At 62.9% G+C, this 25,464-nt stretch carries 21 protein-coding genes, 2 tRNA genes and 1 pseudogene; 13 read left to right on the plus strand and 11 right to left on the minus strand.

The window, feature by feature from the left end; genetic code table 11:
• Positions 1–47: 47 nt before the first annotated feature.
• On the minus strand, positions 48–881 hold the full coding sequence (locus J7U46_RS10485; protein WP_282825528.1) for a protein-L-isoaspartate(D-aspartate) O-methyltransferase: 834 nt from the start codon (positions 879–881) through the stop codon (positions 48–50).
• Positions 878–1,627, minus strand: coding sequence for a 5'/3'-nucleotidase SurE (gene surE, locus J7U46_RS10490; protein ID WP_282825530.1), 750 nt, complete (start codon positions 1,625–1,627; stop codon positions 878–880). Before surE ends, J7U46_RS10485 begins: the two co-directional genes overlap by 4 nt.
• Positions 1,628–1,724: 97 nt before the next feature.
• On the opposite strand from surE, the gene J7U46_RS10495 reads away from it, so the two are divergent.
• Entirely contained in the window at positions 1,725–2,702 is a 978-nt protein-coding gene (locus J7U46_RS10495; protein WP_282825532.1) for an NADPH:quinone oxidoreductase family protein, read from the plus strand.
• Between the two features lie 125 nt (positions 2,703–2,827).
• A complete protein-coding gene (locus J7U46_RS10500) occupies positions 2,828–3,571 on the plus strand; it encodes a response regulator transcription factor (protein WP_282825534.1) in 744 nt (247 codons plus the stop codon).
• Between the two features lie 187 nt (positions 3,572–3,758).
• Here J7U46_RS10500 and J7U46_RS10505 read toward each other — a convergent pair whose 3' ends face one another.
• On the minus strand, positions 3,759–4,049 hold the full coding sequence (locus J7U46_RS10505) for a hypothetical protein (RefSeq protein ID WP_282825536.1): 291 nt from the start codon (positions 4,047–4,049) through the stop codon (positions 3,759–3,761).
• Positions 4,050–4,279: 230 nt separating this feature from the next.
• On the opposite strand from J7U46_RS10505, the gene J7U46_RS10510 reads away from it, so the two are divergent.
• The 9 genes from J7U46_RS10510 (at position 4,280) to J7U46_RS10550 (ending at position 16,670) form a co-directional block, all read left to right on the plus strand.
• A complete protein-coding gene (locus J7U46_RS10510) occupies positions 4,280–4,558 on the plus strand; it encodes an AlpA family phage regulatory protein (RefSeq protein ID WP_282825537.1) in 279 nt (92 codons plus the stop codon).
• An 87-nt stretch (positions 4,559–4,645) separates the two neighbouring features.
• Positions 4,646–6,151 carry a hypothetical protein gene (locus J7U46_RS10515; RefSeq protein WP_282825539.1) on the plus strand — a complete coding sequence of 502 codons (1,506 nt, stop codon included), beginning with the start codon at positions 4,646–4,648 and terminating at the stop codon, positions 6,149–6,151.
• A gap of 156 nt (positions 6,152–6,307) precedes the next feature.
• Positions 6,308–7,081 (plus strand): NYN domain-containing protein, encoded by a 774-nt coding sequence (locus tag J7U46_RS10520; RefSeq protein ID WP_282825541.1) that lies wholly within the window; start codon positions 6,308–6,310, stop codon positions 7,079–7,081.
• A 21-nt stretch (positions 7,082–7,102) separates the two neighbouring features.
• Positions 7,103–8,671, plus strand: coding sequence for a class I SAM-dependent DNA methyltransferase (locus tag J7U46_RS10525; RefSeq protein WP_282825543.1), 1,569 nt, complete (start codon positions 7,103–7,105; stop codon positions 8,669–8,671).
• On the plus strand, positions 8,661–9,893 hold the full coding sequence (locus J7U46_RS10530; protein ID WP_282825544.1) for a restriction endonuclease subunit S: 1,233 nt from the start codon (positions 8,661–8,663) through the stop codon (positions 9,891–9,893). Before J7U46_RS10525 ends, J7U46_RS10530 begins: the two co-directional genes overlap by 11 nt.
• 116 nt (positions 9,894–10,009) lie before the next feature.
• Positions 10,010–13,207, plus strand: a complete 3,198-nt coding sequence (locus J7U46_RS10535) for a type I restriction endonuclease subunit R (protein WP_282825546.1) — start codon at positions 10,010–10,012, stop codon at positions 13,205–13,207.
• Positions 13,208–13,274: 67 nt separating this feature from the next.
• Positions 13,275–14,447: an HAF repeat-containing protein gene (locus J7U46_RS10540; protein WP_282825547.1), complete on the plus strand. Its 1,173-nt coding sequence runs from the start codon at positions 13,275–13,277 to the stop codon at positions 14,445–14,447.
• 313 nt (positions 14,448–14,760) lie between these two features.
• Complete coding sequence (locus tag J7U46_RS10545) at positions 14,761–16,161, plus strand: hypothetical protein (RefSeq protein ID WP_282825549.1); 1,401 nt, start codon at positions 14,761–14,763, stop codon at positions 16,159–16,161.
• 227 nt (positions 16,162–16,388) lie between these two features.
• Positions 16,389–16,670 (plus strand): hypothetical protein, encoded by a 282-nt coding sequence (locus J7U46_RS10550; RefSeq protein WP_282825551.1) that lies wholly within the window; start codon positions 16,389–16,391, stop codon positions 16,668–16,670.
• A gap of 256 nt (positions 16,671–16,926) precedes the next feature.
• Here J7U46_RS10550 and J7U46_RS10555 read toward each other — a convergent pair whose 3' ends face one another.
• A complete protein-coding gene (locus tag J7U46_RS10555; protein ID WP_282825553.1) occupies positions 16,927–17,994 on the minus strand; it encodes a site-specific integrase in 1,068 nt (355 codons plus the stop codon).
• Between the two features lie 137 nt (positions 17,995–18,131).
• On the opposite strand from J7U46_RS10555, the pseudogene J7U46_RS10560 reads away from it, so the two are divergent.
• A pseudogene (locus J7U46_RS10560) lies at positions 18,132–18,215 on the plus strand (DNA-binding response regulator); the annotation flags it as partial.
• A gap of 116 nt (positions 18,216–18,331) precedes the next feature.
• On the opposite strand, the gene J7U46_RS10565 reads toward J7U46_RS10560, so the two are convergent.
• The 7 genes from J7U46_RS10565 to uvrC all read right to left on the minus strand — a co-directional run bounded on the left by J7U46_RS10565 (position 18,332) and on the right by uvrC (position 24,333).
• Positions 18,332–18,407: transfer RNA gene (locus tag J7U46_RS10565), tRNA-His, on the minus strand.
• A gap of 61 nt (positions 18,408–18,468) precedes the next feature.
• A complete protein-coding gene (locus J7U46_RS10570; protein ID WP_282825555.1) occupies positions 18,469–20,376 on the minus strand; it encodes a SurA N-terminal domain-containing protein in 1,908 nt (635 codons plus the stop codon).
• Positions 20,377–20,554: 178 nt separating this feature from the next.
• Positions 20,555–20,630 (minus strand) — tRNA-Val (locus tag J7U46_RS10575).
• A gap of 16 nt (positions 20,631–20,646) precedes the next feature.
• Positions 20,647–20,919: an HU family DNA-binding protein gene (locus J7U46_RS10580; protein WP_282825557.1), complete on the minus strand. Its 273-nt coding sequence runs from the start codon at positions 20,917–20,919 to the stop codon at positions 20,647–20,649.
• 187 nt (positions 20,920–21,106) lie between these two features.
• Positions 21,107–21,673, minus strand: a complete 567-nt coding sequence (gene pgsA, locus J7U46_RS10585; RefSeq protein WP_282825559.1) for a CDP-diacylglycerol--glycerol-3-phosphate 3-phosphatidyltransferase — start codon at positions 21,671–21,673, stop codon at positions 21,107–21,109.
• 73 nt (positions 21,674–21,746) lie between these two features.
• Positions 21,747–22,028, minus strand: a complete 282-nt coding sequence (locus J7U46_RS10590; protein ID WP_282825561.1) for a hypothetical protein — start codon at positions 22,026–22,028, stop codon at positions 21,747–21,749.
• 268 nt (positions 22,029–22,296) lie between these two features.
• Positions 22,297–24,333, minus strand: a complete 2,037-nt coding sequence (uvrC, locus tag J7U46_RS10595; RefSeq protein WP_282825563.1) for an excinuclease ABC subunit UvrC — start codon at positions 24,331–24,333, stop codon at positions 22,297–22,299.
• Positions 24,334–24,366: 33 nt separating this feature from the next.
• On the opposite strand from uvrC, the gene earP reads away from it, so the two are divergent.
• Entirely contained in the window at positions 24,367–25,410 is a 1,044-nt protein-coding gene (gene earP, locus J7U46_RS10600) for an elongation factor P maturation arginine rhamnosyltransferase EarP (RefSeq protein ID WP_282825565.1), read from the plus strand.
• Positions 25,411–25,464 lie beyond the last annotated feature (54 nt).

The raw sequence follows: 25,464 nt of genomic DNA on the forward strand, positions 1-25,464 counted from the left end.
GGCTAGGTTTCACCGGACCACGACAACGGCTGCGCGCGGACCGACGCTTACATGACGCCCGATTTTAGGGGCACGAACTGCACCGCTTCCTGGGTGCTGCGGACAAACTGGCTGCGGCCCTCTTCGAGCACATGATCCACCACCACCAGCACCTGGCCCCGCCCGCCCGGCGCAGCCATGGGCGCGACCAGCCGACCGCCCGGCGCCAGCTGGGCCAGCCAGGCCGGCGGGATGTCGTCGCCACCGGCCGCGGCCACGATGCTGTCGTAGGCCGCCAGCGGCGCATGGCCGAGCTTGCCATCGCCATAGATCAGGCGGATCTTGTGGCCCCGCAGCGCCGCCAGGTTGCTCACCGCCTTGTCGTGCAAGGGCTTGAGACGCTCGATGGAAACGACCTGGCGCGAGAGTTCAGCCAGCACGGCCGCCTGATAGCCGCAGCCGGTGCCAATCTCAAGCACGCGCCCGAGTTCGCCACGCGCGCGCGCGCCCTGACCGGCGAACAGCAGCTCGATCATGCGGCCGACGACCGAGGGCTTGGAGATGGTCTGGCCATGGCCAATAGGCAGGCTGGTGTCTTCATAAGCCTGGATTGCCAGCGCCGTGTCGACGAACTGATGGCGCGGCACCGTGGCCAGGGCCTGCAGCACGCGCTCGTCCGACAGGCCTTCGGCGCGCAAGCGCTGCACCATGCGCTGGCGCACGCCGACCGAGTCGAGACCGAGGCCGCTGGGCGCGGCCTGACGCGCCGCATCGGCCGCCGCCATGTGCAGGTGGCGCTGCGGACGCAGGACCTCGCCCCGGCTGCTGCCGGGCCGTGCCGCTTGCATCTTCTCCAGCCCCAGCGGAAAGCGCCGGGGCGCCTTGGGTGCACCCTCGCTCATCGGCGGCCGTCCAGGCGCGCGGCCCAGCCGGACAGGCCGGCGTGGTCGGTGAGGTCCACCTGCAGCGGCGTGATCGAGACCATGCCGTTGCCGGTCGCATGGAAGTCGGTGCCCTCGCCGGCCTCGCGCGCATCGCCGGCCGGGCCTATCCAGTAGATGGGCTCGCCGCGCGGGTTCAGCTGTTCGATCACCGGCTCGCTGGCATGGCGACGCCCGAGGCGCGTGACGCGCCGAGGCAGACCCACCGCATCGGCCCGGTTGGGAATGTTCACGTTCAGCAGGAAGGGCTTGCTCAGACCTTCTGCAATGACTTGCTCTACCAGGCTGCGCGCCAATTGCGCGGCGGCCTCGAGCTCGCCCCACCCCTTGTCGACCTGCGAAAAGGCGATCGACGGAATGCCGAACAGGAAACCTTCGGTGGCGGCTGCGACGGTACCGGAGTACAGGGTGTCGTCGCCCATATTGGCGCCATTATTGATGCCAGAAAGGACCAGATCGGGCTTGTAGTCCAGCAGGCCTGTCAGGGCCACGTGGACGCAATCGGACGGCGTGCCGTTGACGTAGCGGAATCCGTTCTGCGCGCGGAATACCGATAACGGCCGACTCAGTGTCAGGGCATTGGAGGTACCGCTGGCATTCTGCTCAGGGGCGATCACATCGATCTGCCCCAGCCCCTCGCAAGCCTTCACCAGCGCATGCAGCCCAGGGGCCAGGTATCCGTCGTCATTGGCAATCAAGATTCGCATGGCTTCATTGTAGGCAGCGCGTCACCTCCGGGACCGCTCCGCTACCCGTGCCTCCCTATCATGGCGCGAGCTACGAACAAACCTTGGAGCAAGCGCGATGAAAGCCTGGCTGTGCGAGACCCCCACCGGCGTTGCCGCCCTGCAATGGAAAGAACTGCCGCTGCCTGAGCCGGCCGCCGGCCAGATCCGCATCGCGATCAAGGCAGCCAGCCTGAACTTCCCGGACCTGCTGATCATCGAGAACAAGTACCAGATCAAGCCGCCACTGCCCTTCGTGCCGGGCACGGAGTTCGCCGGCGTGGTCGATGCCGTGGGTGAAGGCGTCATGGGCTTCAAGCCCGGCGACGAGGTCGCCGCCTTTGCCGGCACCGGCGGCTTTGCCACCCATGCCTGCATTCCTGCCGCGCTGGCCATGCCGCTGCCGCCAGGCTTTGCCTTCGAGGACGCAGCGGCCTTCATTTGCACCTATGCCACCAGTCACCATGCGCTGATGGACCGCGCGGCCCTGCAGCCTGGCGAGACCGTGTTGGTACTCGGCGCTGCCGGCGGCGTGGGCACGGCCGCCATCCAGATCGCCAAGGCGGCTGGAGCACGGGTGATTGCGGCGGCAAGTTCGGACGAGAAATGCCAGCGCTGCCTGCAGCTCGGCGCCGATGCGGCGATCAACTATGCAAGCGGCAATCTGCGCGACGAACTCAAGGCCCTGACCGAAGGTCGCGGCCCCGATGTGATCTACGACCCGGTTGGTGGCGATCTCGCCGAACCCGCCTTCCGGTCCATTGCCTGGCGCGGCCGCTACCTGGTGGTCGGCTTCGCTCAGGGCCAGATTCCAGCCCTGCCCTTGAATCTTGCGCTGCTCAAGGGAGCCTCCATCGTCGGCGTGTTCTGGGGCGAGTTCGCCAAGCGCGAGCCGCGCCGCAACGCCGCCATGTTGGGCGAGCTGGCCGCCTGGTACGCAGCGGGCAAGATCAAGCCGGTGCTAGACCGGGTGCTGGCGATGGAACAGTTGCCTGCCGCCTTCGATCGCATGGCCAGCCGCCAGGTTGTGGGCAAGCTCGTACTGCGCACCGACTGAACGCAGGGCGAGCCATTGCGGCGGCGAAGCGACAGGCCGTCGCCGCTCCCGACGTGACCTGCTTTCGCGGGGCATGGGCCGCAGGCTTTGTAAGCTAGGATGCCTCGTGAGCGGAACCCACTGACATGCCCGTCAAAGTACTGATCGTTGAAGACAACCCGGTAGCCCGCAGCTTCCTCTGCAGAGTCGTGCGAGAGAGCTTCAGCGACGCTTTGGAAATCACCGAAGCCGGCGATCTGGAAGGCGCGCGCCGCTCCGTCGCCAAGAACGCAGGCCTCGGCGCCGACGGCGGCTTCAAACTGGTGCTGGTGGACCTGGAACTGCCCGACGGCAACGGCATGGAGTTCCTGACCGAGCTGGCCGGCATGCCCGCCGTGAAGATCGTCACCACGCTCTATTCCGATGACGATCATCTCTTCCCTGCCCTGCAGTGCGGTGCCGATGGCTACCTGCTGAAGGAAGACCGCTTCGAGGTCCTGGTGGAAGAGCTGCAGCGCATCGTGCGCGGGCAGCCGCCGCTCTCACCCGCCATCGCACGGCGCTTGCTCTCGCACTTCCGCCCCGGCTCCACCGGCGACAGCGGCCCCATGGGTCTCAATTCCGGCTTCGGCCCTTTGACCTTCAATGCGCCGCCCCCCAACAGCCGCTCGGTGGCCCTCGATCCGCCACCCGAGTGGGAGCGACTGACGCCGCGCGAGAACGAGGTGCTGACCTACCTCAGCAAGGGCTTCACCATCAAGGAAATCGCCAACCTGATGGGCATCAAGTGGTTCACGGTCAACGACCACATCAAGTCGATCTACAAGAAGCTGAATGTGTCGAGCCGCGCCGAAGCTGCGGTGCTCGCGAGCAAGCAGGGACTGGTCTGATTTCCCTTTGGTGACAATCACTTAGCGACCATCAGCCGCCCAAGAATTCACTCCAACAATGGCTGCCTCGGACGAGGCAGTTTGCATTCCAACACAGGCTTTTTGAGGCCGCAAGGGGCCTCCGTTGGAGCAATAGTGGAGCAAACCCGCTCAAGCGCCAGGGTCTACTTGGGTCAACCTTAGACCGCTAGACCGCGTCAACCGGCGGCGCTTCCTCAGCCTTCATCGGGATACCTAGACGTATCTGGACCACCGGGGCGGTAGCCGCACCCACGTCCAACGCCCGCCGCTTGGGCGCGACATATTGGGCCAGCTCGGCATACATGCGTCCGCGCAGTTCCGGGGGGTTGCAGGCGTCCATGGCCAAAACGGCCATGCCCTCAATGGGATCGCACCCCAACTGCGCCAGCCGCTCGATCACGTCAGCGGTCTTGCGGTTCACGGTACCGGCGACCCTGCCGCCGGTTTTTCTGCCCATTGCCATGTCCAAATTTTAGGCAAGGCCTTGTGGATTCAATTGATGCGCAATGGCGGCCGTCCATGTACTGCCCATCGCCCGCGCCCCCACCCGGCGAAGCGAATGGCAGAACGCTGACCTAAGGCATTGACGTACTCCGTCACCGTGCAGCGCACAACCAGTGCCGTCGAGCCACGACATACAACAGATTGGAGATTGAAAACAGGCGAACTTGGATGGAATCAGAACTCATGTTCAACATCCATTGCGATACGACGATGTCTCACACCATCCTGCGCCTTCCAACCGTCCAAGCTCGAACAGGGCATTCACGGTCAACCATCTACCAGCGCATCTCGCAAGGGCTGTGGACAAGGCAGGTCAGCCTTGGCCCGCGTTCGGTCGGCTGGCCCGAACAGGAGATCGCTGCGCTCAACGCAGCACGTGTGTCTGGTAGGTCCGATGACGAGATCCGCATGCTGGTCAAAAAGCTGGAGGCTGAGCGAACCGTCGCAGCCCCAATCGCCTGATTCAGCCACTTGCCTACAGGTCGCCTGTTCACGGTGGCCTGCATGTCTTGAATTGGCATTGATGCCCACCTATCAGCCTGAGACGCCATGTACTTTCCCGCACGACTTGTCGAACACATCCGCAATCGCATCCCCGAGTTCAGTGAGCTTCCCCTGGAGCACCAGCATCGAATAGCCATGATGCTTTGGAACTGGTCTAGCGGTAGTCGCAGGCACTGCCAGTACAACGACTTCATGCCTTTCACAAAGGATCAAAGCCGCAAACTTTGGGGCTCTGATGCCAGCATGAGGCGCGTTCTGGGACACCGCTACTTCGTCGTGGTACCGGGCGACAACTTGGTGGGCTGGGCAAGCGGGTTCAAGCCTGCCCCGGCTCTCAAACAAGCGTTGGATGACTGCCTTGACGACCGAAACCCTGACGACTTGCATCGGCCAGACGGTCGAGTCCTTCGATCACCACCACGAGCCATCCGCTCCCGGGACGCCAACAACAACAACGCCAAGTGGGCCGGAGCTACCTGCGCCAACTTGGTCAGGGTCAACAGGTCAGAACTCGAAAGGATGGCCAACTGTGCGTCTGAAGAAAAGCACCGACGCGCTGCACGCCACCTTCTCAAGCTCAGCTACAACCACGTGGCCGATGGCTTCGTGCCCGTGTCGTACGAGCAGAAGTCAAGCGGGAGGCTCTACATGATCATCGGTGGAGTGCAAACGATCCATCGCGACGCGCGGAACGCAGCACTGGTGGGCTATTGGGACTACGACATCGAGAACTGCCACTTCTCCATCCTGCGCCAAATGGCAGCTGCAGTTGGCGTGCCCAGTCCGACAATCGATACGTACCTCGCGAACAAGCGAGCGATTCGGGCCGGGCTCATGGCCATCACGAACGCCCCCAAGGACGACGTAAAAGAAGCCCTGATCGCACTACTCTATGGCGCAAGGCTATCGCACTCGACAAAGACCGCCCTAGGGAAATTGTTTAAGCCGAGTGCGCTTGGCAGCTTTCTTGCCGACCCATTTGTAAAGGCGCTGGCCGCCGAGATCCGGGCGGTTCGCAAGGCGGTTCTTGCCACCCAGTCGGTCCGGCGGGGCAAGGTCATCAACGCCATGGGGTTGGAGATCGACCCGGCAGAGGCTGACGAAGGCCAGGTGCTGTGCCACCTGCTTCAGGGTATAGAAGCAAAGGCCCTGCGCGCAGTGCTTCGGCAGTACGGCAGGCATGTGCTGCTGGCCATGCACGATGGTTGGGTCAGCTGCATTGAGCTGGATTCCCGTGAAATAGAGAGCCTGATCAGCAAGGTCACCGGGTACCGGCTGGAGCTTGATGCCAAGCGCATTGCCGCGCCAGAGATCGAGTACGGCAATGAAACAGTGCAATTCGAAACTCCTGGGGAACACAAGTTTTTCAATACAAATCAACAACTTACAGGGATCGACGCAGGTCTTGATGCCACTAGTAGTGTTCGGGCTCCATCTCATCGTTCCGGCCTGCACCTCTCCGTTAGACCCCAGTGGAACTGCCCGCCTGGAGTGACCGGCACACGACCCTCCCGGTCACAACGTTCCAAGGATCGTGCTGGACAGAATTGAAGGAAGGTGGCCAGCGGCATCGATGTCCAACTGGGCCCTATCGATCTTCACCTCGGGTCGGAACACCAATCGCACTGCCCCCGCAAACAATGACCTGGCTGCAGTGTTGCCCCTGCCCGTGGCCCATATCATCCTTGCCGCATCCAGGGAGAAGCCATGGGGCCCACAGAGCTCAATTCAGACGCGAAGGTTGCCGTGTTGGTGGATTGCGAGAACGCGTCCCCTGACGTGCTTGAGTACGCCCTGCAGGTAGCAGCCCAGTTCGGTCGGGTCGTACTGCGCCGGGGATTTGGCAACCACACCACCTTGGCGAACAAGTGGCAAGACGCCCTGGTCAAACGGGCCTTCACCCCTTGTCTCCAGTACACCTACTCGCCCGGCAAGAACACCTCGGACATCGCGCTGGCCATGGACGCCATCGAGGCCCTGTTTGATCAGCGGGCGGACACGTTCTGCTTGGTCACCAGCGACTCAGACTTCGCCGGGCTGTGTCGCAAGCTGCGTGAACGCGGGGCCACGGTCCACATCGTGGGCGAGTCCAAGACACCCGAGGCCCTGCGCAACGCCAGTGACCAGTTCTTTGAGTGGGCACCTGTCGATGCGACTACAGCCACAGGGGCTGCGACACCAGCCACCAAACCAGCAGACCAACCCAAGCCCAAGCAGCGGCCGAAGGCCTTGGTCAATGCCGTCAAGCTTATGGCAGCAGAAACAACCGACGGGCGGGTCCATGTCGGCACGCTAGGGTCCTACCTGCGTCGCGCCGATCCAGCCTTCTCACCGCAGTCATACGGCCACTCCGGCCTGGTCAGCATGCTCAAGACATATGACCTGCTGAACATCCGCCAGGAGCCTGGTGGTCACTGGACCGTGGCACTGGCGTCCACCAAGGACGCAGCGCACCTTCAACCCTCCGGCTCAGCCAACTGACACTGCGATTTCACGCCCCCAATGCTCGACGACATCAAGAAAACACTCTGGGCCACCGCTGACAAGCTGCGCGCCAACATGGACGCCGCCGAATACAAGCACCTGGTGCTTGGCTTGATCTTCCTGAAATACGTGTCCGACACCTTCGCCGCCCGCCGTGCCGAGGTCATCGCCCGACTGCGCAATCCGCAGGACGAGTACTACTACGGAGACGCCAGCGAGGTCGACCTCGCTGGCGAGGCTGACGACCGCGACTACTACACCTCGGCCAACGTCTTCTGGGTGCCTGAGGGTGCGCGCTGGGAGCACCTACGCGGCCAGGCCAAGCAGCCGACCATCGGCCGTAGCATCGACGACGCTCTGACCCTGATCGAGGCTGACAACCCCAAGCTCAAGGGCATCCTCGACAAGCGTTACGGCCGCGCCCAGCTGCCAGACGGCAAGCTCGGCGAGCTGGTGGACTTGGTCTCCACCATCGGCTTCGGTGACGACCCTGGCCTGGCCCGTGATGTGCTGGGCCAGGTCTACGAGTACTTCCTCGGCCAATTCGCCAGTGCTGAGGGCAAGAAAGGCGGCCAGTTCTACACGCCGGCCTCCATCGTGCGCACCCTGGTCGCCGTGCTGGCCCCCCATCACGGCAAGGTCTACGACCCGTGCTGCGGCTCGGGCGGCATGTTCGTGCAAAGCGAGAAGTTCATCGAGGCCCACGGAGGCAAGCTGGGCGACGTGTCCATTTACGGCCAGGAGAGCAACCCCACCACCTGGCGTCTGGCAGCAATGAACCTGGCCATCCGCGGCATCGACTTCAACCTGGGCCGCGAGCCCGGCGACACCTTCACCCGCAATCAGCACCCCGACCTGCGGGCCGACTACATCCTGGCCAACCCACCCTTCAACATCAGCGACTGGTGGCACGGCAGCCTGGAAGGTGACCCGCGCTGGCAGTACGGAGACCCGCCGCAAGGCAACGCCAATTACGCTTGGCTGCAGCACATGCTGCACCACCTCAAGCCGACCGGCCGCGCCGGCATCGTGCTGGCCAACGGCTCCATGAGCTCTAGCCAGAACAGCGAGGGCGTCATCCGCGCTGCAATGGTGGACGCCGATGTGGTGGAGGTCATGGTGGCCCTGCCCGGACAGCTGTTCTTCAATACCCAGATCCCGGCCTGCCTGTGGTTCCTGGCCAAGACCAAGCCAGCCGAGCGCAAGGGTCAGGTCTTGTTCATCGACGCCCGCAAGCTGGGCCGCATGATCAGCCGGGTGCAGCGCGAGCTGGCCGATGAAGACATCGCCCGCGTCGCCGCCACCGTGGCCTCGTGGCGCGGTGAAGCGGCGGCCGGTGAGCCCCTGGGTGAGTACGCCGACGTGCCGGGCTTCTGCCGCAGCGTCCCATTGGCAGAGATCGCCCAGCACGGCCATGTGCTGACGCCGGGGCGCTATGTAGGCACTGAAGAGGTCGAGGACGATGACGAGGCGTTCGCCAACAAGATGACACGGTTGACCGAGCAACTGGGCGAGCAGATGGCCAAGGGAGCGAAGCTGGATGCGTTGATCCGAGCCAAGCTTGGGGGGATGGGTTATGAGTTTTGACCATACGCCGCTTGGAGAACTTGTCTCGATTACTTCTGGTCGGCGAAACAGCTCGGAGGCCGATTCGCAAGGAAGGTATCCATTTTTTACGTGTGGAAAGGAAGTCCTGCGCATCAACGACTACGAACATGATCGCGAGGCCGTGCTACTAGGTGGAAACAACGCAAATGCAGTGTTTCCGGTCTTCTACGTCAACGGTGCATTCACCGCAAGGCAGCGGGTCTACGTGATTTGGTCAGCAGATGCAGCAAAGCTGAGCAACCGTTATCTCTACTACGTGCTCAGTCATCTGTCGGCGACGTTTACAGCTAAGGCGCGAGGCACGACTACGCTCTTCATCACACTGCCGATGCTGAAGGAGCTCTCGATTCCCTTGCCCGACTTGGCCGTACAGGCGCGCATAGCCTCTTTCCTATCTGCACTCGACGACCGCATCACCATCCTCCGCGAAACCAACGCCACGCTGGAAGCCATCGCCCAGGCGCTGTTCAAGTCCTGGTTCGTGGACTTCGACCCCGTGCGCGCCAAGCGCGATGGCCGCCCCCCAGACGGCATGGACGAAGCCACCGCCGCCCTCTTCCCCGACAGCTTCGAGGACTCGGAGTTGGGGGAGGTGCCAAGTGGCTGGTCCGTGCAATCTCTCGACGGCATTGCGATCTACCTGAACGGCCTCGCCCTTCAGAAATTCCCACCTGAGAGCGACGACGAGTACTTGCCCGTGGTAAAGATCGCGCAACTCAGAGCGGGCAACACAACCGGAGCGGACCGCGCGAGTGCGCGCCTTAAGCCCGAGTACGTGGTTCAGGATGGGGATGTGCTTTTCTCGTGGTCGGGCTCGTTAGAGGTCGAGTTTTGGTGCGGTGGCGACGGTGCGCTGAATCAGCACTTGTTTAAGGTGACGTCCAACTTAGTTCCCAAGTGGTTCTATTACTTGGCGACCCGCCACTTCCTGCCCAGCTTCCGAGAGATCGCTGCCCACAAAGCCACGACCATGGGACATATTCAAAGGAAGCACCTGACGGAAGCCAAGTTGGCGCTCCCATCGCGAGAGGTGATCAAGACGCTCGGCATGCTGATCGGCCCGATTCTTGATCGACGCATTCGAGGCGCGCTCCAGGCCCGCGAACTTGCCAACCTCCGTGACACTCTTCTCCCCCGTCTCATCTCCGGCCAACTGCGCCTACCAGAGACGGCTGAAAGCCCTGAAGAGGCTCTGACATGACCTTGGCTGCCCCACCCAGGATCGCAGGTCTGCGAGCGCGCTGGAGTCGCCTATGCCACTGCCTGGGCGGTCTTACCGTCCGTGGTTGATCGAGAGCTACGGCTAGCGAGGAGTAGATGACAGAAGACCAACTCGAACAGGAAGCTCTGGGGTGGCTGGCCGACCTGGAATGGATCCATCACCACGGCCTGACCATCGCCCCGGACGGTGAGAGCCCACAGCGCAGCGACTTCCGCCAGGTGCTGCTGCGCGACCGTCTAGCTGCTGCGATCCACCGGCTGAACCCGAACATGCCGGCCAGCGCCCACGGCGATGCCCTCGCTCAAGTGCTGGACCTCGGCATCCCGGCACTGCTTTCTGCCAACCGCGCCTTCCACAAGCTGCTGGTCAGTGGCGTGCCGGTGCTGTATCAGAAGGACGGCGAGACGCGTGGTGACTTCGTCCGCCTGATCGACTGGGCCGATGTGGCCAACAACGAGTGGTGGGCGGTCAACCAGTTCACCATCAAGGGCGCACACCACACGCGACGGCCCGACATCGTCCTGTTCGTCAACGGCCTGCCTTTGGTCCTCGTCGAGCTGAAGAACCCGGCCGACGAGCAGGCGGACATCTGGAAGGCCTTCGACCAGATCCAGACGTACAAAGCCCAGATCCCCGATGTCTTCCAGTACAACGAGATGCTGGTCATCTCAGACGGTACCGAAGCGCGCATGGGCTCCCTCTCAGCCGACGAAGAACGCTTCCTGCAGTGGCGCACCATCAACGGGGTTGACCTGGACCCGCTGGGCCAGTTCAGCGAGTTGGAGACCCTGGTACGCGGCGCGCTAGCCCCGGCCATGCTGCTGGACTATCTGCGCTACTTCGTGCTCTTCGAGGACGACGGCCGGCTGGTCAAGAAGATCGCCGGCTACCACCAGTTCCACGCGGTGCGTGCCGCCATTGAGCATGTGGTGGCGGCATCACGGCCCGACAGCACCGCTTCGCTGCGCGGCAAGGGCGGCGTGGTCTGGCATACCCAAGGCAGTGGCAAGAGCATCACCATGACCTGCTTCGCTGCCCGGGTGATGCAAGAGCCGGCGATGGAGAACCCCACAATCGTTGTCATCACCGACCGCAACGACCTGGACGGCCAGCTGTTCGGCGTTTTCAGCCTGGCCCAGGATCTGCTTCGCGAGCAGCCTGTGCAGGCGACGACACGCCAGGAGCTGCGCGCACTGCTCAGCAACCGCCCTTCCGGCGGCATCGTCTTCGCGACCATCCAGAAGTTCATGCCCGGCGAAGACGAGGACCTGTTCCCCATGCTCTCGGACCGCCACAACATCGTCGTCATGGCCGATGAGGCCCACCGCACGCAATACGGCTTCGAGGCCAAGCTCAAAGAGGTCAAGATCCGCAGCGGGTGGGGTCGCAGCGCCGTAACGACCGATGGCGCGGATCCTGCCCATACGGCGGGGGATTTTGAGTCCCCTGCGTACAAGACCAAGTACCAGGTTGGCTACGCCCAGCACCTGCGCGATGCGCTGCCAAACGCCACCTTTGTGGCCTTCACCGGCACCCCCGTCTCGGCCGCCGACCGCGACACCCGCGCCGTGTTCGGCGACTACATCCATGTCTACGACATGCAGCAGGCCAAGGAAGATGGTGCCACCGTGGCCATCTACTACGAGTCGCGTCTGGCCAAGCTGCGACTGAAGGATGACGAGTTGCCCGCCATTGACGACGAGGTGGACGAGCTGGCCGAGGACGAGGAGGAAAGCACCCAGGCCAAGCTCAAGAGCCGCTGGGCCGCACTCGAAAAGGTGGTCGGGGCCGGCCCACGCGTGGCCAGCGTGGCCGCCGATCTGGTGGCGCATTTCGATGACCGCGATGCAGCGCAGCGTGGCAAGGCCATGGTCGTGGCGATGAGCCGTGACATCTGCGTCCATCTGTACGACGAAATCGTCAAGCTCCGCCCGAGCTGGCACGACCCGGACCCCGAGAAGGGCGTCATCAAGATCATCATGACCGGCTCGGCCAGCGACAAGGCCCTGCTGCGTCCACATATCTACAGCGGCCAGGTCAAGAAGCGGCTGGAGAAGCGCTTCAAGGACCCGGCAGACCCACTCAAGCTGGTCATCGTCCGGGACATGTGGCTCACGGGCTTCGACGCCCCCTGCGTCAACACCATGTACGTGGACAAACCGATGAAGGGCCACAACCTGATGCAGGCTATTGCCCGGGTGAACCGCGTCTTCAAGGACAAGCAGGGTGGCCTGGTGGTTGACTACATCGGCATCGGCAACGAGCTGAAGGCGGCCATGCGCGAGTACACCGCCAGCCAAGGTCGCGGCCGGCCGACGGTTGATGCACAGGAGGCCTATGCCGTGTTGGCCGAGAAGCTGGACGTGCTGCGGGCCATGCTTCACGGCTACGACTGGAGCGGCTTCCTCACCGGCGGTCACAAGACCCTGGCCGGCGCTGCGAACCATGTGCTGGCTCTGAGGAGCGAAGTGAACCGCGACGGCAAGAAGCGCTTTGCCGACGCTGCGCTAGCGATGAGCAAGGCCTTCACCCTGTGCTGCACGCTGGATGAGGCCAAGGCCGTGCGCGAAGAGGTGGCCTTCCTGCAGGCGGTCAAGGTGATCCTGACTAAGCGCGACATCACCCAGCAAAAGAAGACCGACGAGCAACGCGAACAGGCCATCCGCCAGATCATCAGCCAGGCTGTGGTCTCCGACAGCGTCGTGGACATCTTTGATGCCGTGGGCCTGGACAAGCCCAATATCGGCCTGCTCGACGACGAATTCCTGGCTCAGGTGAAGAACCTGCCCGAACGCAATCTGGCCGTCGAGTTGCTGGAGAGGCTGCTGGAGGGCGAAATCAAGTCCAAGTTCGCCACCAACGTTGTGCAGCAGAAGAAGTTTTCCGAGCTGCTGGGCCAGGTCATCACTCGCTACCAGAACCGCTCCATCGAGACGGCCCAGGTCATGGAAGAGCTGGTCGAGATGGCCAAGAAGTTCCGCGAGGCGGCGTCACGTGGTGAGGCATTGGGCCTAACTGACGATGAGGTGCGCTTCTACGACGCGCTGGCTAACAACGAGTCAGCGGTCAAAGAGCTGACTGACGAGACCCTGAAGAAAATCGCCCACGAACTGACCGAGAACCTGCGCAAGAACCTTAGCGTCGATTGGTCCGAACGCGAGAGCGTGCGCGCCAGCCTGCGGCTGATGGTCAAGCGCATCCTGCGGAAGTACAAGTACCCGCCGGACATGCAAGACGCGGCAGTGGAGCTGGTGCTGCAGCAAGCGCAGGCATTAGGGGAGGCGTGGACTTGATGATGCCGATCGAAAAATGGGACAGCATCCAGATCGAACCTTCAACGGACCGTGCAAGGGAGTGCGTATGAGTCCCAATCGTTCCCGACTTCGCTTCTTGGCTCAGTGGATTGCCGCACTGGCCGCATCGGCGATGCTCGTTGTCGGGCAGCCAGCGACAGCTGAGGCGCTCTATTCAGTTACCCCACTCGGCACGCTGGGCGGCACCACCAACAACGCTCGCCGCATTAACGACGCCGGACAAGTGGCTGGACTTGCAAGCACCAGCGGGAACTCAGCGGACCATGCGGCACTGTTCGGCAGCGGCTCGGTCATCGACTTGGGCACGCTGGGAGGCACCTACAGTGCCGCAATCGGTATCAATAGCTACGGACAGGCTGTTGGGTATGCCAACACGAGTGGGAACTCCGCGCAACATGCTGCGCTCTTTAGCGGCGGCACGGTCACGGACTTGGGAACGCTAGGTGGCAACAACAGCATGGCATGGGCCATCAATGACTTCGGGCAAGCCGTTGGGTATTCCTACACGAGCGGGAACTACTCTTGGCATGCTTCGCTATTTAGCGGCGGCACTGTCACGGATCTGGGAACGCTGGGTGGATCCCAGAGCTCTGCCGTTGACATTAACAACGCCGGACAAGCAGTTGGATACGCGTGGACAACCGGAGACGCGTTTCCTCGTGCAGCCCTTTTCAGCGACGGCACAGTTACTGACCTAGGCACGCTCGGTGGCACCGTCAGTACGGCCCTCGGCATCAACAACGCTGGACAAGCTGTGGGCTATGCATTCCTTTCCGGGGACACAAGCGCCCATGCCGCGCTGTACAGCGCAGGCACAGTCCTGGACCTCGGAACGCTCGGCGGCACCGACAGCTTCGCCTGGGGCATCAACAGTTCCGGGCAGATCGTTGGGCGCTCATACACCACGGCCGGGCCCGATCACGCTTTTCTTTATCAAAACGGCGTGATGCAAGATCTCAATGATCTGATCGACCCAGCCTCCGGATGGACGATCGAAGAGGCGCGAGACATCAACGAGTTCGGCGACATCTCCGCATACGGCTGTAACGCATCAGGCTGCAGCGCGATTTTGTTGTTCGCACAGCGCGATGCAGGCAACGCGGTGCCAGAGCCTGACAGCGTCGCGTTGGTCGGTTTGTCCTTCGCGGTGCTGGTCTTCGCACGCCCCCGCGCCACGCGCCGCTTGGCGGTTAACGAATCACACCACGGGGCCCAGTAGGTAGCGCTGGAGCTTCTTCCACACGCAAACGGCGAATGGTGAATCGACCCCGGGGCATGTTGACGGACTGCCCGGCAAAAAGTATTTGCTGGCAACTGACCGCTACCGCCGTGAACGGTTGACCATCGGAATGGGCGAGATTGGAGGCATTCGCTACAAACATCCGGCAATGCAGCTAGGACGGTTGCAGGTTGGTTGCCGTAGTTCAACGATGGCTGCTTTGCGGCCCCTCCGCGCTAGGCGCTAGGAAGTGAATCCTGTGTCGGACTCTAGACTCTGGACACATGAGAAGAGCCAGCAAGGGGAGAACTGGATGTCAGAGACAGAGAAGCAGGCAGAGGACCCTGCGAATGAGGGGACTTGGATTTCCCCCGACATCTTCGAGGCCGACCTGAAGCCGAGGGGTTGGAAGGACGATCCAGAGCTCCGTGCGGGGGTTGATTGGCTGCTGTCGTTCGTGCCGGCAGATGAGTGGAAGCGAAGACGGTTTGCCGCGTTGCGTCATTTTGTGGACGCAGTCTCAGGGAATTCCGCCGATTCCTCAGGCAAGGGGCGGTTCTTCAATGACCGAGACCGCTTTGCTTGGTATCTCTTCCTCGGCCAGGCGGTCCTCGACCACCCGATCATTTACGACTACATGTACGGGAGCCGGGTTGTTCCGGTCCTTACTGCAATCGGGCGCAATCTCGAACTGCTCAAAGGCGTGACGGGGATCGACGCGCGCGTGCGTCGAATGGTTGGCCCGGAGAAGAGCCAGCCCAACGCCTGCCTGTTCGAGTTGCTAGTCGCCGCGGCCTACTGTCGCCAGAGGGCCCAGGTCACATTTCTCGAAGAGCGGCCCGGCGTGGCCAAGACCCACGACATGGACGTGGCCTTGAACGGAACCAATTGGGCTGTGGAATGCAAGCGTTTGGAAGGGGGCGAATACTCGGAAGCTGAGCGGGTGCGGGCTCGGGAACTGTGGCTTCCGGTTGCCCACGAACTCCATGAACGTGGGCTGAACGTCCTGTGCACTGTCGAGTTCTTGGTGGAGCTGAGCGCGGTGCCGCGGGAGTACGTGGCTCAGAAGACAGTTGAATGGATGCGTACCGGCGGCCTATTTGCCTATTCTTGGAGCGACTCCATCTCCGTAGGTCGAGTCGAACGACTCAACCTGAAGCCTCTGCAGAAGGTGCTCCGGACCGACGATGTCGCTATGAACAGTTCCCGTATGCACGAGCTGCTCACCGGTCGCTACAAGCGCAATGCCCACATCATCACCACCTTGCACGTCCAGCACGCCGACAACCCCGTGTACGTCAAGGAGTGTGATGCCGGATGCGTCTTTGATTGGGACAGCAAGAGTGAAGCCGCCATAGATAAGCGCGCACGGGACGTATTCAAGCGCGTCGCAGAAGGGTGCCGACAGCTGCCTGACGGGCGGCCCGGAATCGTTCACATCGGCTTCGAGGCTGTTGATGGTGACGACGTTGAGCGAAAACGATATGACAAGGTTCTGCAATCCTTGAAGGACTTTGACCCTGAGGGGAAGTCACTGGAGTACGTTTACGTGACTTGGCTTGCGCCCGAGAGCCCGCCCGATACGCTTCTTGCCTTCGACGAGACCTGTCACCACCAAGCGATACGACCGCAGCGGATCCGACCGCTGCCGAACGGGTTCTTGGTCCTTCCATCCGACCTATCCACCCGTCCAGGCGGACATTGGCAGCTGTGATGGAAATCGGACGTTTCCTCCTGAGATGAGCTCCGCGCTCAAAATGCGGTGAGCGCCTGCTTTGGGGCGAAGAAATTGCCGATCTGGGCGACCGCGCCCCTGCATAGCCGATGCATAAGCTGGCTGGCGCGCGCTTGAAACTGCTCAACGTCGATCTGGTGACTCACTGGGGAATTCTGAAACAGCTAGACGAAATCCTTCTACCCAATCTCCTATGAGAATCAACAATGCCCAAGCAGAAGAAGTCCACGGCCAATCGCAACTCGATTCGCAATACGAGCCATGCGGGTTGGAAAGGCACCAACAGCTCGCTGGTCGGAAATGTGCCTCGAAGTCCTGCACCGGCCAATCCAGTGCCTGATCTGCTGCAGCAGGCCGCAAAACGTCTCGACGCTCGACTCAACGCCTCAGGTCTTACAGCATTGCCGCCGGAAACATCATCTGCGAGCGGATTCGTGATGACCTTTCCACCGCAAAGCCGCTGTTCGAAAACGAAAGACAGGCACTGACTTAAATGTCGCGCCAGACGCCGAACGCCGGAGCGCGTGAATGGGAATCCAGATGGGAACCCAAAGCCCCGGGGCATGTCCGCCTTGGTCCACATGGGGGGGCAATATGGCTGGCTGCCTGAGCGCGCTTGCGCCCCATTTCCCATCGGGCAGCTCGCGCTCAACCCGCACTTGGCATCTACAGCCGCGGTGCGCAAATACGGGCCCGGCGCACTTACACCGGACCTGCTGCCTCTCCATCACAGCAGCGCGGCGATCATCGTGACTGAGCTATGACTTGCAACTTTTGCGCGAGTTGCGACGCTGAAAGGTGCGTATATCGATTCAGCATCGACAGGTTCTTGTGACCTGTGATGGCTTGGAGCTGGTGAACTCCGAGCTGGCCCGAAGAGGCCCAGAAGGTCGCTGCGGTATGCCGCAACGCGTGAAGCGGAAGGTCCACGCAAAATGCCGCCTCTGGCTCGACCCCACCGGCCTGGCAATCGGCCAAATACATGGCCCGTGCGCGCTTGACCGTGGCGATGAAGCGAACGCTGATGTACACAGCCGAGTTCAATGGCAGCAGGCACGCATCCTCCGCCTCTGGAATGAGCGAAAGCAACTGCCGCAGTGCCTCAACGGACTCAGGGCACAAGGGCACGTCTCGTGCACTGCCGTTCTTAGTCATGCTCAAGTGGGCCACTCGGGCCTCCAGATTCACGTCACAGCGGCGCAAGCTGAACAGTTCCCCACGCCGCATGGCGCTGCGAGCGAGCAGCACGATGGTCGGCCGCATCCAAGCAGCCTTACTCTTGCCTGCCGAGGCCAGCAGATAGCTCATCTCCTCGTTCGATACCACCCGCGTCCGGCCTGCTGCTGGCTTGGGCCATGCAATCAGGCTGGTGGGGTTTCGGTCGATCCACTGACGCTGTTTCACCGCATAGGTGAAAACACAGGACAGCAGCGTGATGTCCTTGCGGACAGTGGCAGCGCTGAGGCCGCGATCCAGGAGGTGGTCACGCCATGTCGCGAGGTCGTGTGGCGTCACCTTGTCGATGGCCTTGGCAGCCCACGGAAGGGCCTCATAAGCGTCCCAATGGCGTTCGTAGTAGGGTGCCCCACGCAGCTTCGCGCCGACCGTCCTGCGGTACTCCTGGACCGCATGCCGCAAGGTCGGCACCGGCATCTTCTCGGGCACCCACAGGCCCGACTCAAGTTCAGCTTGAACTTTGCGCCCCCACCTCTCGGCATCGCTGCGCCTGGTGAAAGTCTTGGTGGCGGTCGGTGCCCCCTGTATGCGCACCCGGATGGTGAACCGCCCATTGCGTTCGGTGATGGTGGCCATGTCGATGATCCTTGCTTCAAGCAGTTGGACCATTGCTGGAGCAAATCATCTGGGCGGGCTCTTTTGCCTTCGACTGAAATCGCTAAGTGGTTGTCACGCAAGGGAATCACGGCATCAACTCGTAACCCGTCAACGACCACATCAAGTCGATCTACAAGAAGCTGAATGTGTCGAGCCGCGCCGAAGCTGCGGTGCTCGCGAGCAAGCAGGGACTGGTCTGAACCTGCGCTGAACCTGCGCCTTGGGGGCGCATTTAGAACGCGCCGTTCAATCACTGCGTTGCTGCGCACCAATGAGAAAGGCCGTCGTTTTCACGACGGCCTTTTCATTTACTTCTTGGGGTGGCTGATGGGACTCGAACCCACGACAACAGGAATCACAATCCTGGACTCTACCAACTGAGCTACAACCACCGCTGAGCCTATGATTGTAGCGCGATATTTCCAGCTTTAGGAGAAGTCGCGCTCATTAATTTCACTTTCCCGGGGCCGAGGCCGCGTCAGCGGTCACCTTGACCTTGAGCTCGGTCTTCAGGTGGTTGTAATAGGCCGCTGCCTCGGCGGCAGCCCAGACCAGAGCATACTGTTCTGCAGCCCGCTTCGGATCGAGCACGGCAGGGTCGCGAGGCAGCAGCTTGTTGATCCGAACCACCACGAAAGCTCCGTTGCCGGCATCTATGCCGATATGGGCAGGCAGCTTGCTAGCGTCAGCGCCCAGCAATTTGATCAAAACCTTGCGGTCCAACTGGCCGGGCTTGGCGCGAGAGACAACGCTTGCCTCACCTAAGCCGCCAAGGTCAGCCGGATTCTTGTTCAGCGCTTCCAGTCGCGCCTTGCCAGCCGCTATCGCCTGATCAAGGGCCAGCTTGGCTACAAGCATGGCATTGGCCTGCGCGTGCACCTCTTCCAATGGCTGCAGACGCGTCGGATGGTGATTCACGACGCGAGCCGAAACCATCTGATTGGGCTGTGTCTCCACGGCCTCGGTGTTGCGCTTGTTGCGCAGCGCGTCATTCCCAAAGACTTCATCCAGCAACTTCTGCGAAGCCAGTACGCCCATCGAGCCAGGCTTGGCCTTGCGCTGTACCGAGGCCGTCTGAACGGTCAGCTTCAGCTTGTCCGCTGCCGGCTTCAGGCTGTCCGATTGCTCATAGACGGTGTTGCGGAAGGTCTCGGCCACTTCGGTGTAACGCTTCTGAGCCAGTTGCTTCAGCACCTCGCCCTCGATCTCGGCCCGCACCTCCTCAAAGCTCTTCTTGTCGCCACCGCGCTTGCCAGTCAACTGGATCACGTGGAAGCCGAAGTCTGACTCGACGACGTTGCTGATGTCACCCTGCTGCTTCAAGGCGAACGCAGCATCCTCAAAGGGCTTCACCATCGCGCCGCGACCGAAGAAATCCAGATCGCCGCCGTTCTGCGCAGAGCCTTCGTCCTGCGAGTTTTTGCGAGCAAGTTCGGCGAACGCCGTCGGCGCCTTGTGGGCCTGGGCCAGCAATTCCTCGGCGCGGGCCTTTGCCTTTGCTCGCTCTGCAGCCGACGCCCCCTTGTCGGCCTTGATCAGGATGTGACTGGCGCGGCGCTCTTCCGGCACTGCATAGCGTGCCTGATTGTCGTCGTAGTATTTGCGCAGATCCTCGTCGCTTGCCTTAAGGCCCTTCTTCAGCTGATCCAGGTCCAACACCAGGTACTCAATATCGGCGCTTTCCGGCAGCTGGAAAAGGGCGGCGTTCGACGGGTCCTTGTGGAAGGCCTCAAGTTGAGCTTCGGTAGGCTTGATGTTGGCCGCAAAGTCCTTTGCATCAAACTGCTGGATTTGCACCTCGCGTTGCTGCAGCAGCGCATCAAATGCCACCGCAGCGTTGCCCTGGTTGGCCGGGCTGGAATTTCCGACACCCATCACCTGGCGCAGCGCCAGATCCTCGCGCAAGCGCTGCATGAAGCTCTCGACACTCATGCCTTGAGCCGCCAGCATGGCGCGATTGACCGAACCATTGGGATTGCGCAAGAACGCCAGCTGTGGATCAGCCAGGAAGGCCGCTTGCAGCTTCTCGTCCGTCACGGTCAGGTGCTGCTTCAACTGCGTGGCACGCAGCACACGCTCGCGTATCAGGCTGTCCAGCGTGGCCTGCCGGGCTTCCGGGGTGTCGAATTCCTTGGGGTCCTGGGTCGGCATTTGAGCCCGCATGCGCTCAATCTGATTGCGATGCGCTGCATCGAACTCAGCACGCGAGATTTTTTGGCCATCCACCTTGGCAACACCAGCATTGCTGCCATCCATGAAGCTGCTGTACCCCTGCACGCCGAAAAAGACAAATGACGGGAGGATCATCAGGGTCAAGAGGCCCTGGAGAATTTTGGTGTGCTTGCGAACGAAATCGAACATCAAATTACCTCTGAGTGGCCCAGGAGCCATCGGGTGCGGGAAGCGAGGAGCAAACAGGCAGCTCGACGAGAGGCGGATCAATCACCTGCCGCAGACATGACAAAGGCGAACCTTGGTTCGCCTTTGACTGCTGTGCCATTGTAGCCATGCCCAGGAAACAGCTGACCTATGCAATGGATGGTGGGTGCTAACGGGCTCGAACCGCTGACATCTTCCGTGTAAGGGAAGCGCTCTACCAACTGAGCTAAGCACCCTGCATCGCGAAACGATTCAGTTGACGGCGTCCTTCAGGGCCTTGCCCGGGCGGAACTTGGGAACCTTGGCCGATTTGATCTTGATGGTGTCGCCGGTGCGCGGGTTGCGGCCCGAACGTGCAGCACGCTTGGTCACGCTGAACGTGCCAAAGCCCACCAGGGACACGCTGCCGTTCTTCTTCAGCGTGGTCTTCACGCCACCGATCAGCGCCTCGAGTGCCCGCCCGGCGGCCGCCTTGGAGATGTCGGCCTGCTTGGCGATGTGCTCGATCAATTCGGACTTGTTCACGAAGTTACCCCCTCAAAAGGATGCGCAAAATGCACGACAGCATGTCTGGTCCGCACGCCGCCAAGGCCGATGAAATCAACGCTCGAGGCGACGCGGGGAGACGGATTCTATGCGCATTCAAGCGCCGTTCTGAGCAGGGAAAAGTCCTGATACAAAGGGACGGCGCCACCAGCGGCGGCGCAGGCCTTCAGCGCACCTTGGCCCGGATCTCGGGCAGGGCCTTCTGCAGGTAATAGACCATGGACCAGATGGTCAGCACCACCGCCGCCCAGATCAGCCAGGTGCCGACCATCTGGGTGTCGATCATGCCGAACAACTGCCCGTGGAACAGCAGGAAGGGAATGGCAACCATCTGCACCGTGGTCTTGAGCTTGCCCACCATGTGGACGGCCACGCTGCGCGATGCACCGATCTGAGCCATCCATTCGCGCAGGGCCGAGATGGCGATCTCGCGGCCGATGATGACCAGGGCCACCAGGGCATTCACGCGCGCCAGCTCCAGCAGCACCAGCAGCGAGGCGCAGACCAGGAACTTGTCGGCCACCGGGTCCAGAAAGGCACCGAAGGACGAGGTCTGGTTCAGCTTGCGGGCCAGATAGCCATCCAGCCAGTCGGTCAGCGCCACGGCCACGAAGAGCACGGTGGCGATCAGGTTCTTCATCTCGGGCGCGAGCTGGAGATGGAACACGCCAACGATCAACGGAATCGCGACGATCCGGGCCCAGGTGAACAGGGTTGGCAGCGTGAAGAACATGGGCGGCATTGTGCCCAAGAACGGTGCAGCGGGCGCCACCGCGCCTCGCTTATATGACGGCCTGTGGTGTAAATCAGAAATCCAGCGTGCGCGGCTTGAAGCGCCGCTCGTCGTTGAACAGGAAGGTCTCGCTGAACTTCCAGGGCTTGGGCAGGCGGCTGACGTCGCCGAAGGGTGCCGCCCGGTGCAGCGCGTCGATGGCCATCTGCAAGGTCTCGGGCGCCTGGCCAGGGCGGCGCAGCACGTCGATCTTGCGGATGCTGCCGTCGGCATGGAGCTCGACCTCCAGCACCGGGATGGCGAGCAGGATGGCCGGCACCACGCCGGCATAGACCCGCTCGGGATTGGCGGCCATCAGCCGGTGCGCGGCCTGGCGGCGCAATTCATCGTGGGTGCGAGATGCGTTTGGCGGCGGCAACTTGGGGCCGGACAGGCCAGGCCCAGGCGGCATGACGGGCGCTGCAGGTCGGTTTTCGACCGCCGGCGGCTTGGGTGCTGCCACCGGGGCGGGGGCTGGGGGCGGCACCGGACGCGGCGGCCCCGAGCAGCCGGCCAGCAACACGACCAGCGCCGCAGCCCGGCGCATCGGGTGCCTGGGCACAGGTGCCAGGTCTTGCCTGGGTTCAGTGGAGGACACGGTAGATCTCCTCGGCAAGCTCTTTTGAGACTCCCTTGACCGAACTGAGTTCCTCAACGCTGGCGCCAGCCACCCCGCGCACGCCACCAAAACGCTGCAGCAGCTGCGCCCGTTTCTTGGGCCCGACGCCGGCGATGTCTTCCAGGCGGCTGCCGCCCGTGCGGGCCGAAGCCCGTTTGGCCCGCATGCCTGTGATCGCGAAGCGATGGGCCTCGTCACGGATCTGGGCCACCAGCATCAGGGCAGCAGAGTCACGCCCCAGATAGACCTTCTCGCGGCCGTCGGCAAACACCAGCTCCTCAAGGCCGACCTTGCGGCCCTCGCCCTTCTCGACGCCGACGATCAGCGAGAGGTCAAGACCCAGTTCCTCGAACACCTCGCGCGCCATCGAGACCTGGCCCTTGCCGCCGTCCACCAGCACCAGGTCGGGCAGGCGCGCCGTGCCGAGCTGGGCGCCTTCGGCCAGCTTGCTGTAGCGGCGCGTCAGCACCTGGCGCATGGCGGCGTAGTCGTCGCCGCCGGTGATGCCCTCGATGTTGTAGCGGCGGTACTGGCTGCTTTGCATCTGGTGGCCCTCGAAGACCACGCAGGAGGCCATCGTCGCCTCACCGGCCGTGTGGCTGATGTCGAAGCACTCGATGCGGAACTTGTCGACCTCGGCCACCGTGAGGTCCAGCGCCTCCAGCAGCGAACGGGTGCGCGCCTGCTGAGAGCCCTCCTCCGACAGCAATCGAGCCAGCGACAGCTCGGCCCCCTTGACGCACATCTCCTGCCAGATGCGGCGCTGGCCGCGCGGCTGGGCCTGGGCGGTGACGCGGTAGCCGGCCTGCACAGACAGCGCTTCCGCGAGGCCGGCATCGACCGCCTCACTGACCACGATCAGCGAGGGCACATGGGCGTCGAGGTAATGCTGAGCCATGAATGCTTCCAGCACCTGCTGCTCCGCACTGCGCGGCGCGCTGGTGCTGCCTTCGTCATCCTCATGATCGGCCAATGCCACGGCCGTGCCCTCGTCCACATGCTTCGGGAAGTAAGCGCGGTCGCCCAGGTGGCGGCCGCCGCGCACCATGGCCAGGTTGACGCAGGCGCGGCCGCCCTGGACCTTGACGGCCAGGATGTCGACGTCACGGTCGCGTCCGGTCGCACTGTTCTCGTCCACCGCCTGTTGCTGCAGCACCTTGGCCAGCGACTGGATCTGGTTGCGCACCTCGGCCGCCTGCTCGTACTGCAGCGCCTCGGCGTGCGACATCATCAGCGCCTGCAGGCCGTCCATCACCTCCTGCGTTTCGCCCAGCAGGAAGCGCTCGGCATTGCGCACGTCGCGCGCGTAGTCATCGTCGCTGCAGGCCTGCACGCAAGGCCCGGAGCAGCGGCGGATCTGGTACAGCAGGCAGGGCCGGCTGCGGTTGTTGAAGACCGTGTCCTCGCAGGTGCGCAGCCGGAACACCTTCTGTATCAGCTGTATCGACTCCTTGACCGCCCAGCCGCTCGGGAATGGCCCGAAAAAGCGGTGCCGCTTGTCGACCGCCCCCCGGTAGTAGCTGACGCGCGGATAGGCGTGGCCGCTCAGCTTCAGGTAGGGGTAGCTCTTATCGTCGCGGAAGAGGATGTTGAAGCGCGGGTTCAGCGCCTTGATCAGGTTGTTTTCAAGCAGCAGGGCTTCGGCCTCGGTGCGCACCACGGTCGTCTCGAGGCGGGCGATGCGCGCCACCATCATGCCGATGCGGGTGCCGCCATGGTCCTTCTGGAAATAGCTGGAGACCCGCTTGCGCAGGCTCTTGGCCTTGCCCACGTAGAGCACATGATCCTGCGCATCGAAGTAGCGGTAGACGCCCGGCAGCAGCGGCAGCGAGGCCACCTCGGCGAGCAGCTTCTCGCGCACCAGCAGAGCCGCCTGTTCCACCTCGGCCACGCGCAGCTTCTCGGCGGCTTCGGCCACCGCGCGCTCCTCGGCCCAATCGGCCTGCACCTGGGCCCCGAGCGCTGCCGGGTCTTCGCCGGCTTGATCGTCGATCTCTGACATGGGCGGGATTGTGCCGTGCCCATAATCGCTGCCATGCAATGGGATCTGTTCTGCCGCGTCATCGACAACTACGGCGACATCGGCGTCTGCTGGCGCCTGGCCCGCGACCTGGCGGCGCGTGGCGAGCAAGTGCAGCTGTGGCTGGACGACGCCAGCGCGCTCGGCTGGATGGCAGGCGGGCCGCCACCCGGAGGGCTGGTCGTGCGGCACTGGGGAGACGCAGCCGATGAGCCCGTGGTCGGCGACGTGGTCATCGAGAGCTTCGGCTGCGATCTGCCCGAGGCCTTTGTGGCCCGCATGGCCTCCCGCCAGCCGGCACCGCGCTGGATCAACCTCGAGTACCTCAGCGCCGAGTCCTATGTGGAGCGCAGCCATCGCCTGCACTCGCCGCAGTTCAGCGGGCCGGGCGCTGGCTTGAGCAAGCAATTCTTCTACCCCGGCTTCACCACACGGACTGGCGGGCTGCTGCGCGAACCAGGCCTCGCTGCCGAGCAGGCTGCTTTCGATGCGCCCGCCTGGCTTGCCGCACTGGGCATAGAGCGCCGCCCCGGCGAGCGTCTGGTCAGCCTGTTTGCCTACCGATTGATGCCCGAGCTGCTGCCGCTGCTGGCCGAGCAGCCCACGCTGATACTGGCCTGTCCTGGTGCCGTGCAATCGCAACTGGCGGCACAGGCCCTACCGGCCGATGTGCGCTGGCAAGCCCTGCCCTTCCTGAGCCAACCGAACTTCGACCGCCTGCTCTGGGCCTGCGACTTCAACCTGGTGCGTGGCGAGGACTCCTTCGTGCGCGCCCAATGGGCGGGCAAGCCCTTCGTCTGGCAGATCTATCCGCAGGACGATGGCGCCCAAGGGCCCAAGCTCGAAACATTCCTCGACCTCTACCTGGCCGCGGCTCCTGCTGACCTGGCCGCAGGCACGCGCCGGCTCTGGCGCGCGTGGAACGGCCTGGGCGCCTGGCCCGCAGCCCTGCCCGCCTCCAACACGGCCGCCGCAACGGCCCTGCAATGGCGGCAGCATTTGGCGCGGCAGCCCGATCTGGCCAGCCAGCTGCTCAGCTTCGTGGCCGAATCAGGCTAAAATCGCCGGCTTTGCCGCGCCTATGGGAGACTTTTGGCGCGCGCCACAGGGGTG

The organism is Pelomonas sp. V22 (assembly GCF_030014915.1).
In the GTDB taxonomy this organism is placed as follows: domain Bacteria; phylum Pseudomonadota; class Gammaproteobacteria; order Burkholderiales; family Burkholderiaceae_C; genus JAUASW01.

Coding starts and splice junctions, on each gene's coding strand:
- J7U46_RS10535 (WP_282825546.1), top strand. CDS start 10,010: ATGACAGAAGACCAACTCGAACAGGAAGCTCTGGGGTGGCTGGCCGAC.
- surE (WP_282825530.1), bottom strand. CDS start 1,627: ATGCGAATCTTGATTGCCAATGACGACGGATACCTGGCCCCTGGGCTG.
- J7U46_RS10590 (WP_282825561.1), bottom strand. CDS start 22,028: ATGGCCGCCAATCCCGAGCGGGTCTATGCCGGCGTGGTGCCGGCCATC.
- J7U46_RS10540 (WP_282825547.1), top strand. CDS start 13,275: ATGAGTCCCAATCGTTCCCGACTTCGCTTCTTGGCTCAGTGGATTGCC.
- uvrC (WP_282825563.1), bottom strand. CDS start 24,333: ATGTCAGAGATCGACGATCAAGCCGGCGAAGACCCGGCAGCGCTCGGG.
- J7U46_RS10550 (WP_282825551.1), top strand. CDS start 16,389: ATGCCCAAGCAGAAGAAGTCCACGGCCAATCGCAACTCGATTCGCAAT.
- J7U46_RS10555 (WP_282825553.1), bottom strand. CDS start 17,994: ATGGCCACCATCACCGAACGCAATGGGCGGTTCACCATCCGGGTGCGC.
- J7U46_RS10515 (WP_282825539.1), top strand. CDS start 4,646: ATGTACTTTCCCGCACGACTTGTCGAACACATCCGCAATCGCATCCCC.
- pgsA (WP_282825559.1), bottom strand. CDS start 21,673: ATGTTCTTCACGCTGCCAACCCTGTTCACCTGGGCCCGGATCGTCGCG.
- J7U46_RS10500 (WP_282825534.1), top strand. CDS start 2,828: ATGCCCGTCAAAGTACTGATCGTTGAAGACAACCCGGTAGCCCGCAGC.
- J7U46_RS10525 (WP_282825543.1), top strand. CDS start 7,103: ATGCTCGACGACATCAAGAAAACACTCTGGGCCACCGCTGACAAGCTG.
- J7U46_RS10530 (WP_282825544.1), top strand. CDS start 8,661: ATGAGTTTTGACCATACGCCGCTTGGAGAACTTGTCTCGATTACTTCT.
- J7U46_RS10570 (WP_282825555.1), bottom strand. CDS start 20,376: ATGTTCGATTTCGTTCGCAAGCACACCAAAATTCTCCAGGGCCTCTTG.
- J7U46_RS10495 (WP_282825532.1), top strand. CDS start 1,725: ATGAAAGCCTGGCTGTGCGAGACCCCCACCGGCGTTGCCGCCCTGCAA.
- J7U46_RS10485 (WP_282825528.1), bottom strand. CDS start 881: ATGAGCGAGGGTGCACCCAAGGCGCCCCGGCGCTTTCCGCTGGGGCTG.
- J7U46_RS10510 (WP_282825537.1), top strand. CDS start 4,280: ATGTTCAACATCCATTGCGATACGACGATGTCTCACACCATCCTGCGC.
- earP (WP_282825565.1), top strand. CDS start 24,367: ATGCAATGGGATCTGTTCTGCCGCGTCATCGACAACTACGGCGACATC.
- J7U46_RS10545 (WP_282825549.1), top strand. CDS start 14,761: ATGTCAGAGACAGAGAAGCAGGCAGAGGACCCTGCGAATGAGGGGACT.
- J7U46_RS10520 (WP_282825541.1), top strand. CDS start 6,308: ATGGGGCCCACAGAGCTCAATTCAGACGCGAAGGTTGCCGTGTTGGTG.
- J7U46_RS10505 (WP_282825536.1), bottom strand. CDS start 4,049: ATGGGCAGAAAAACCGGCGGCAGGGTCGCCGGTACCGTGAACCGCAAG.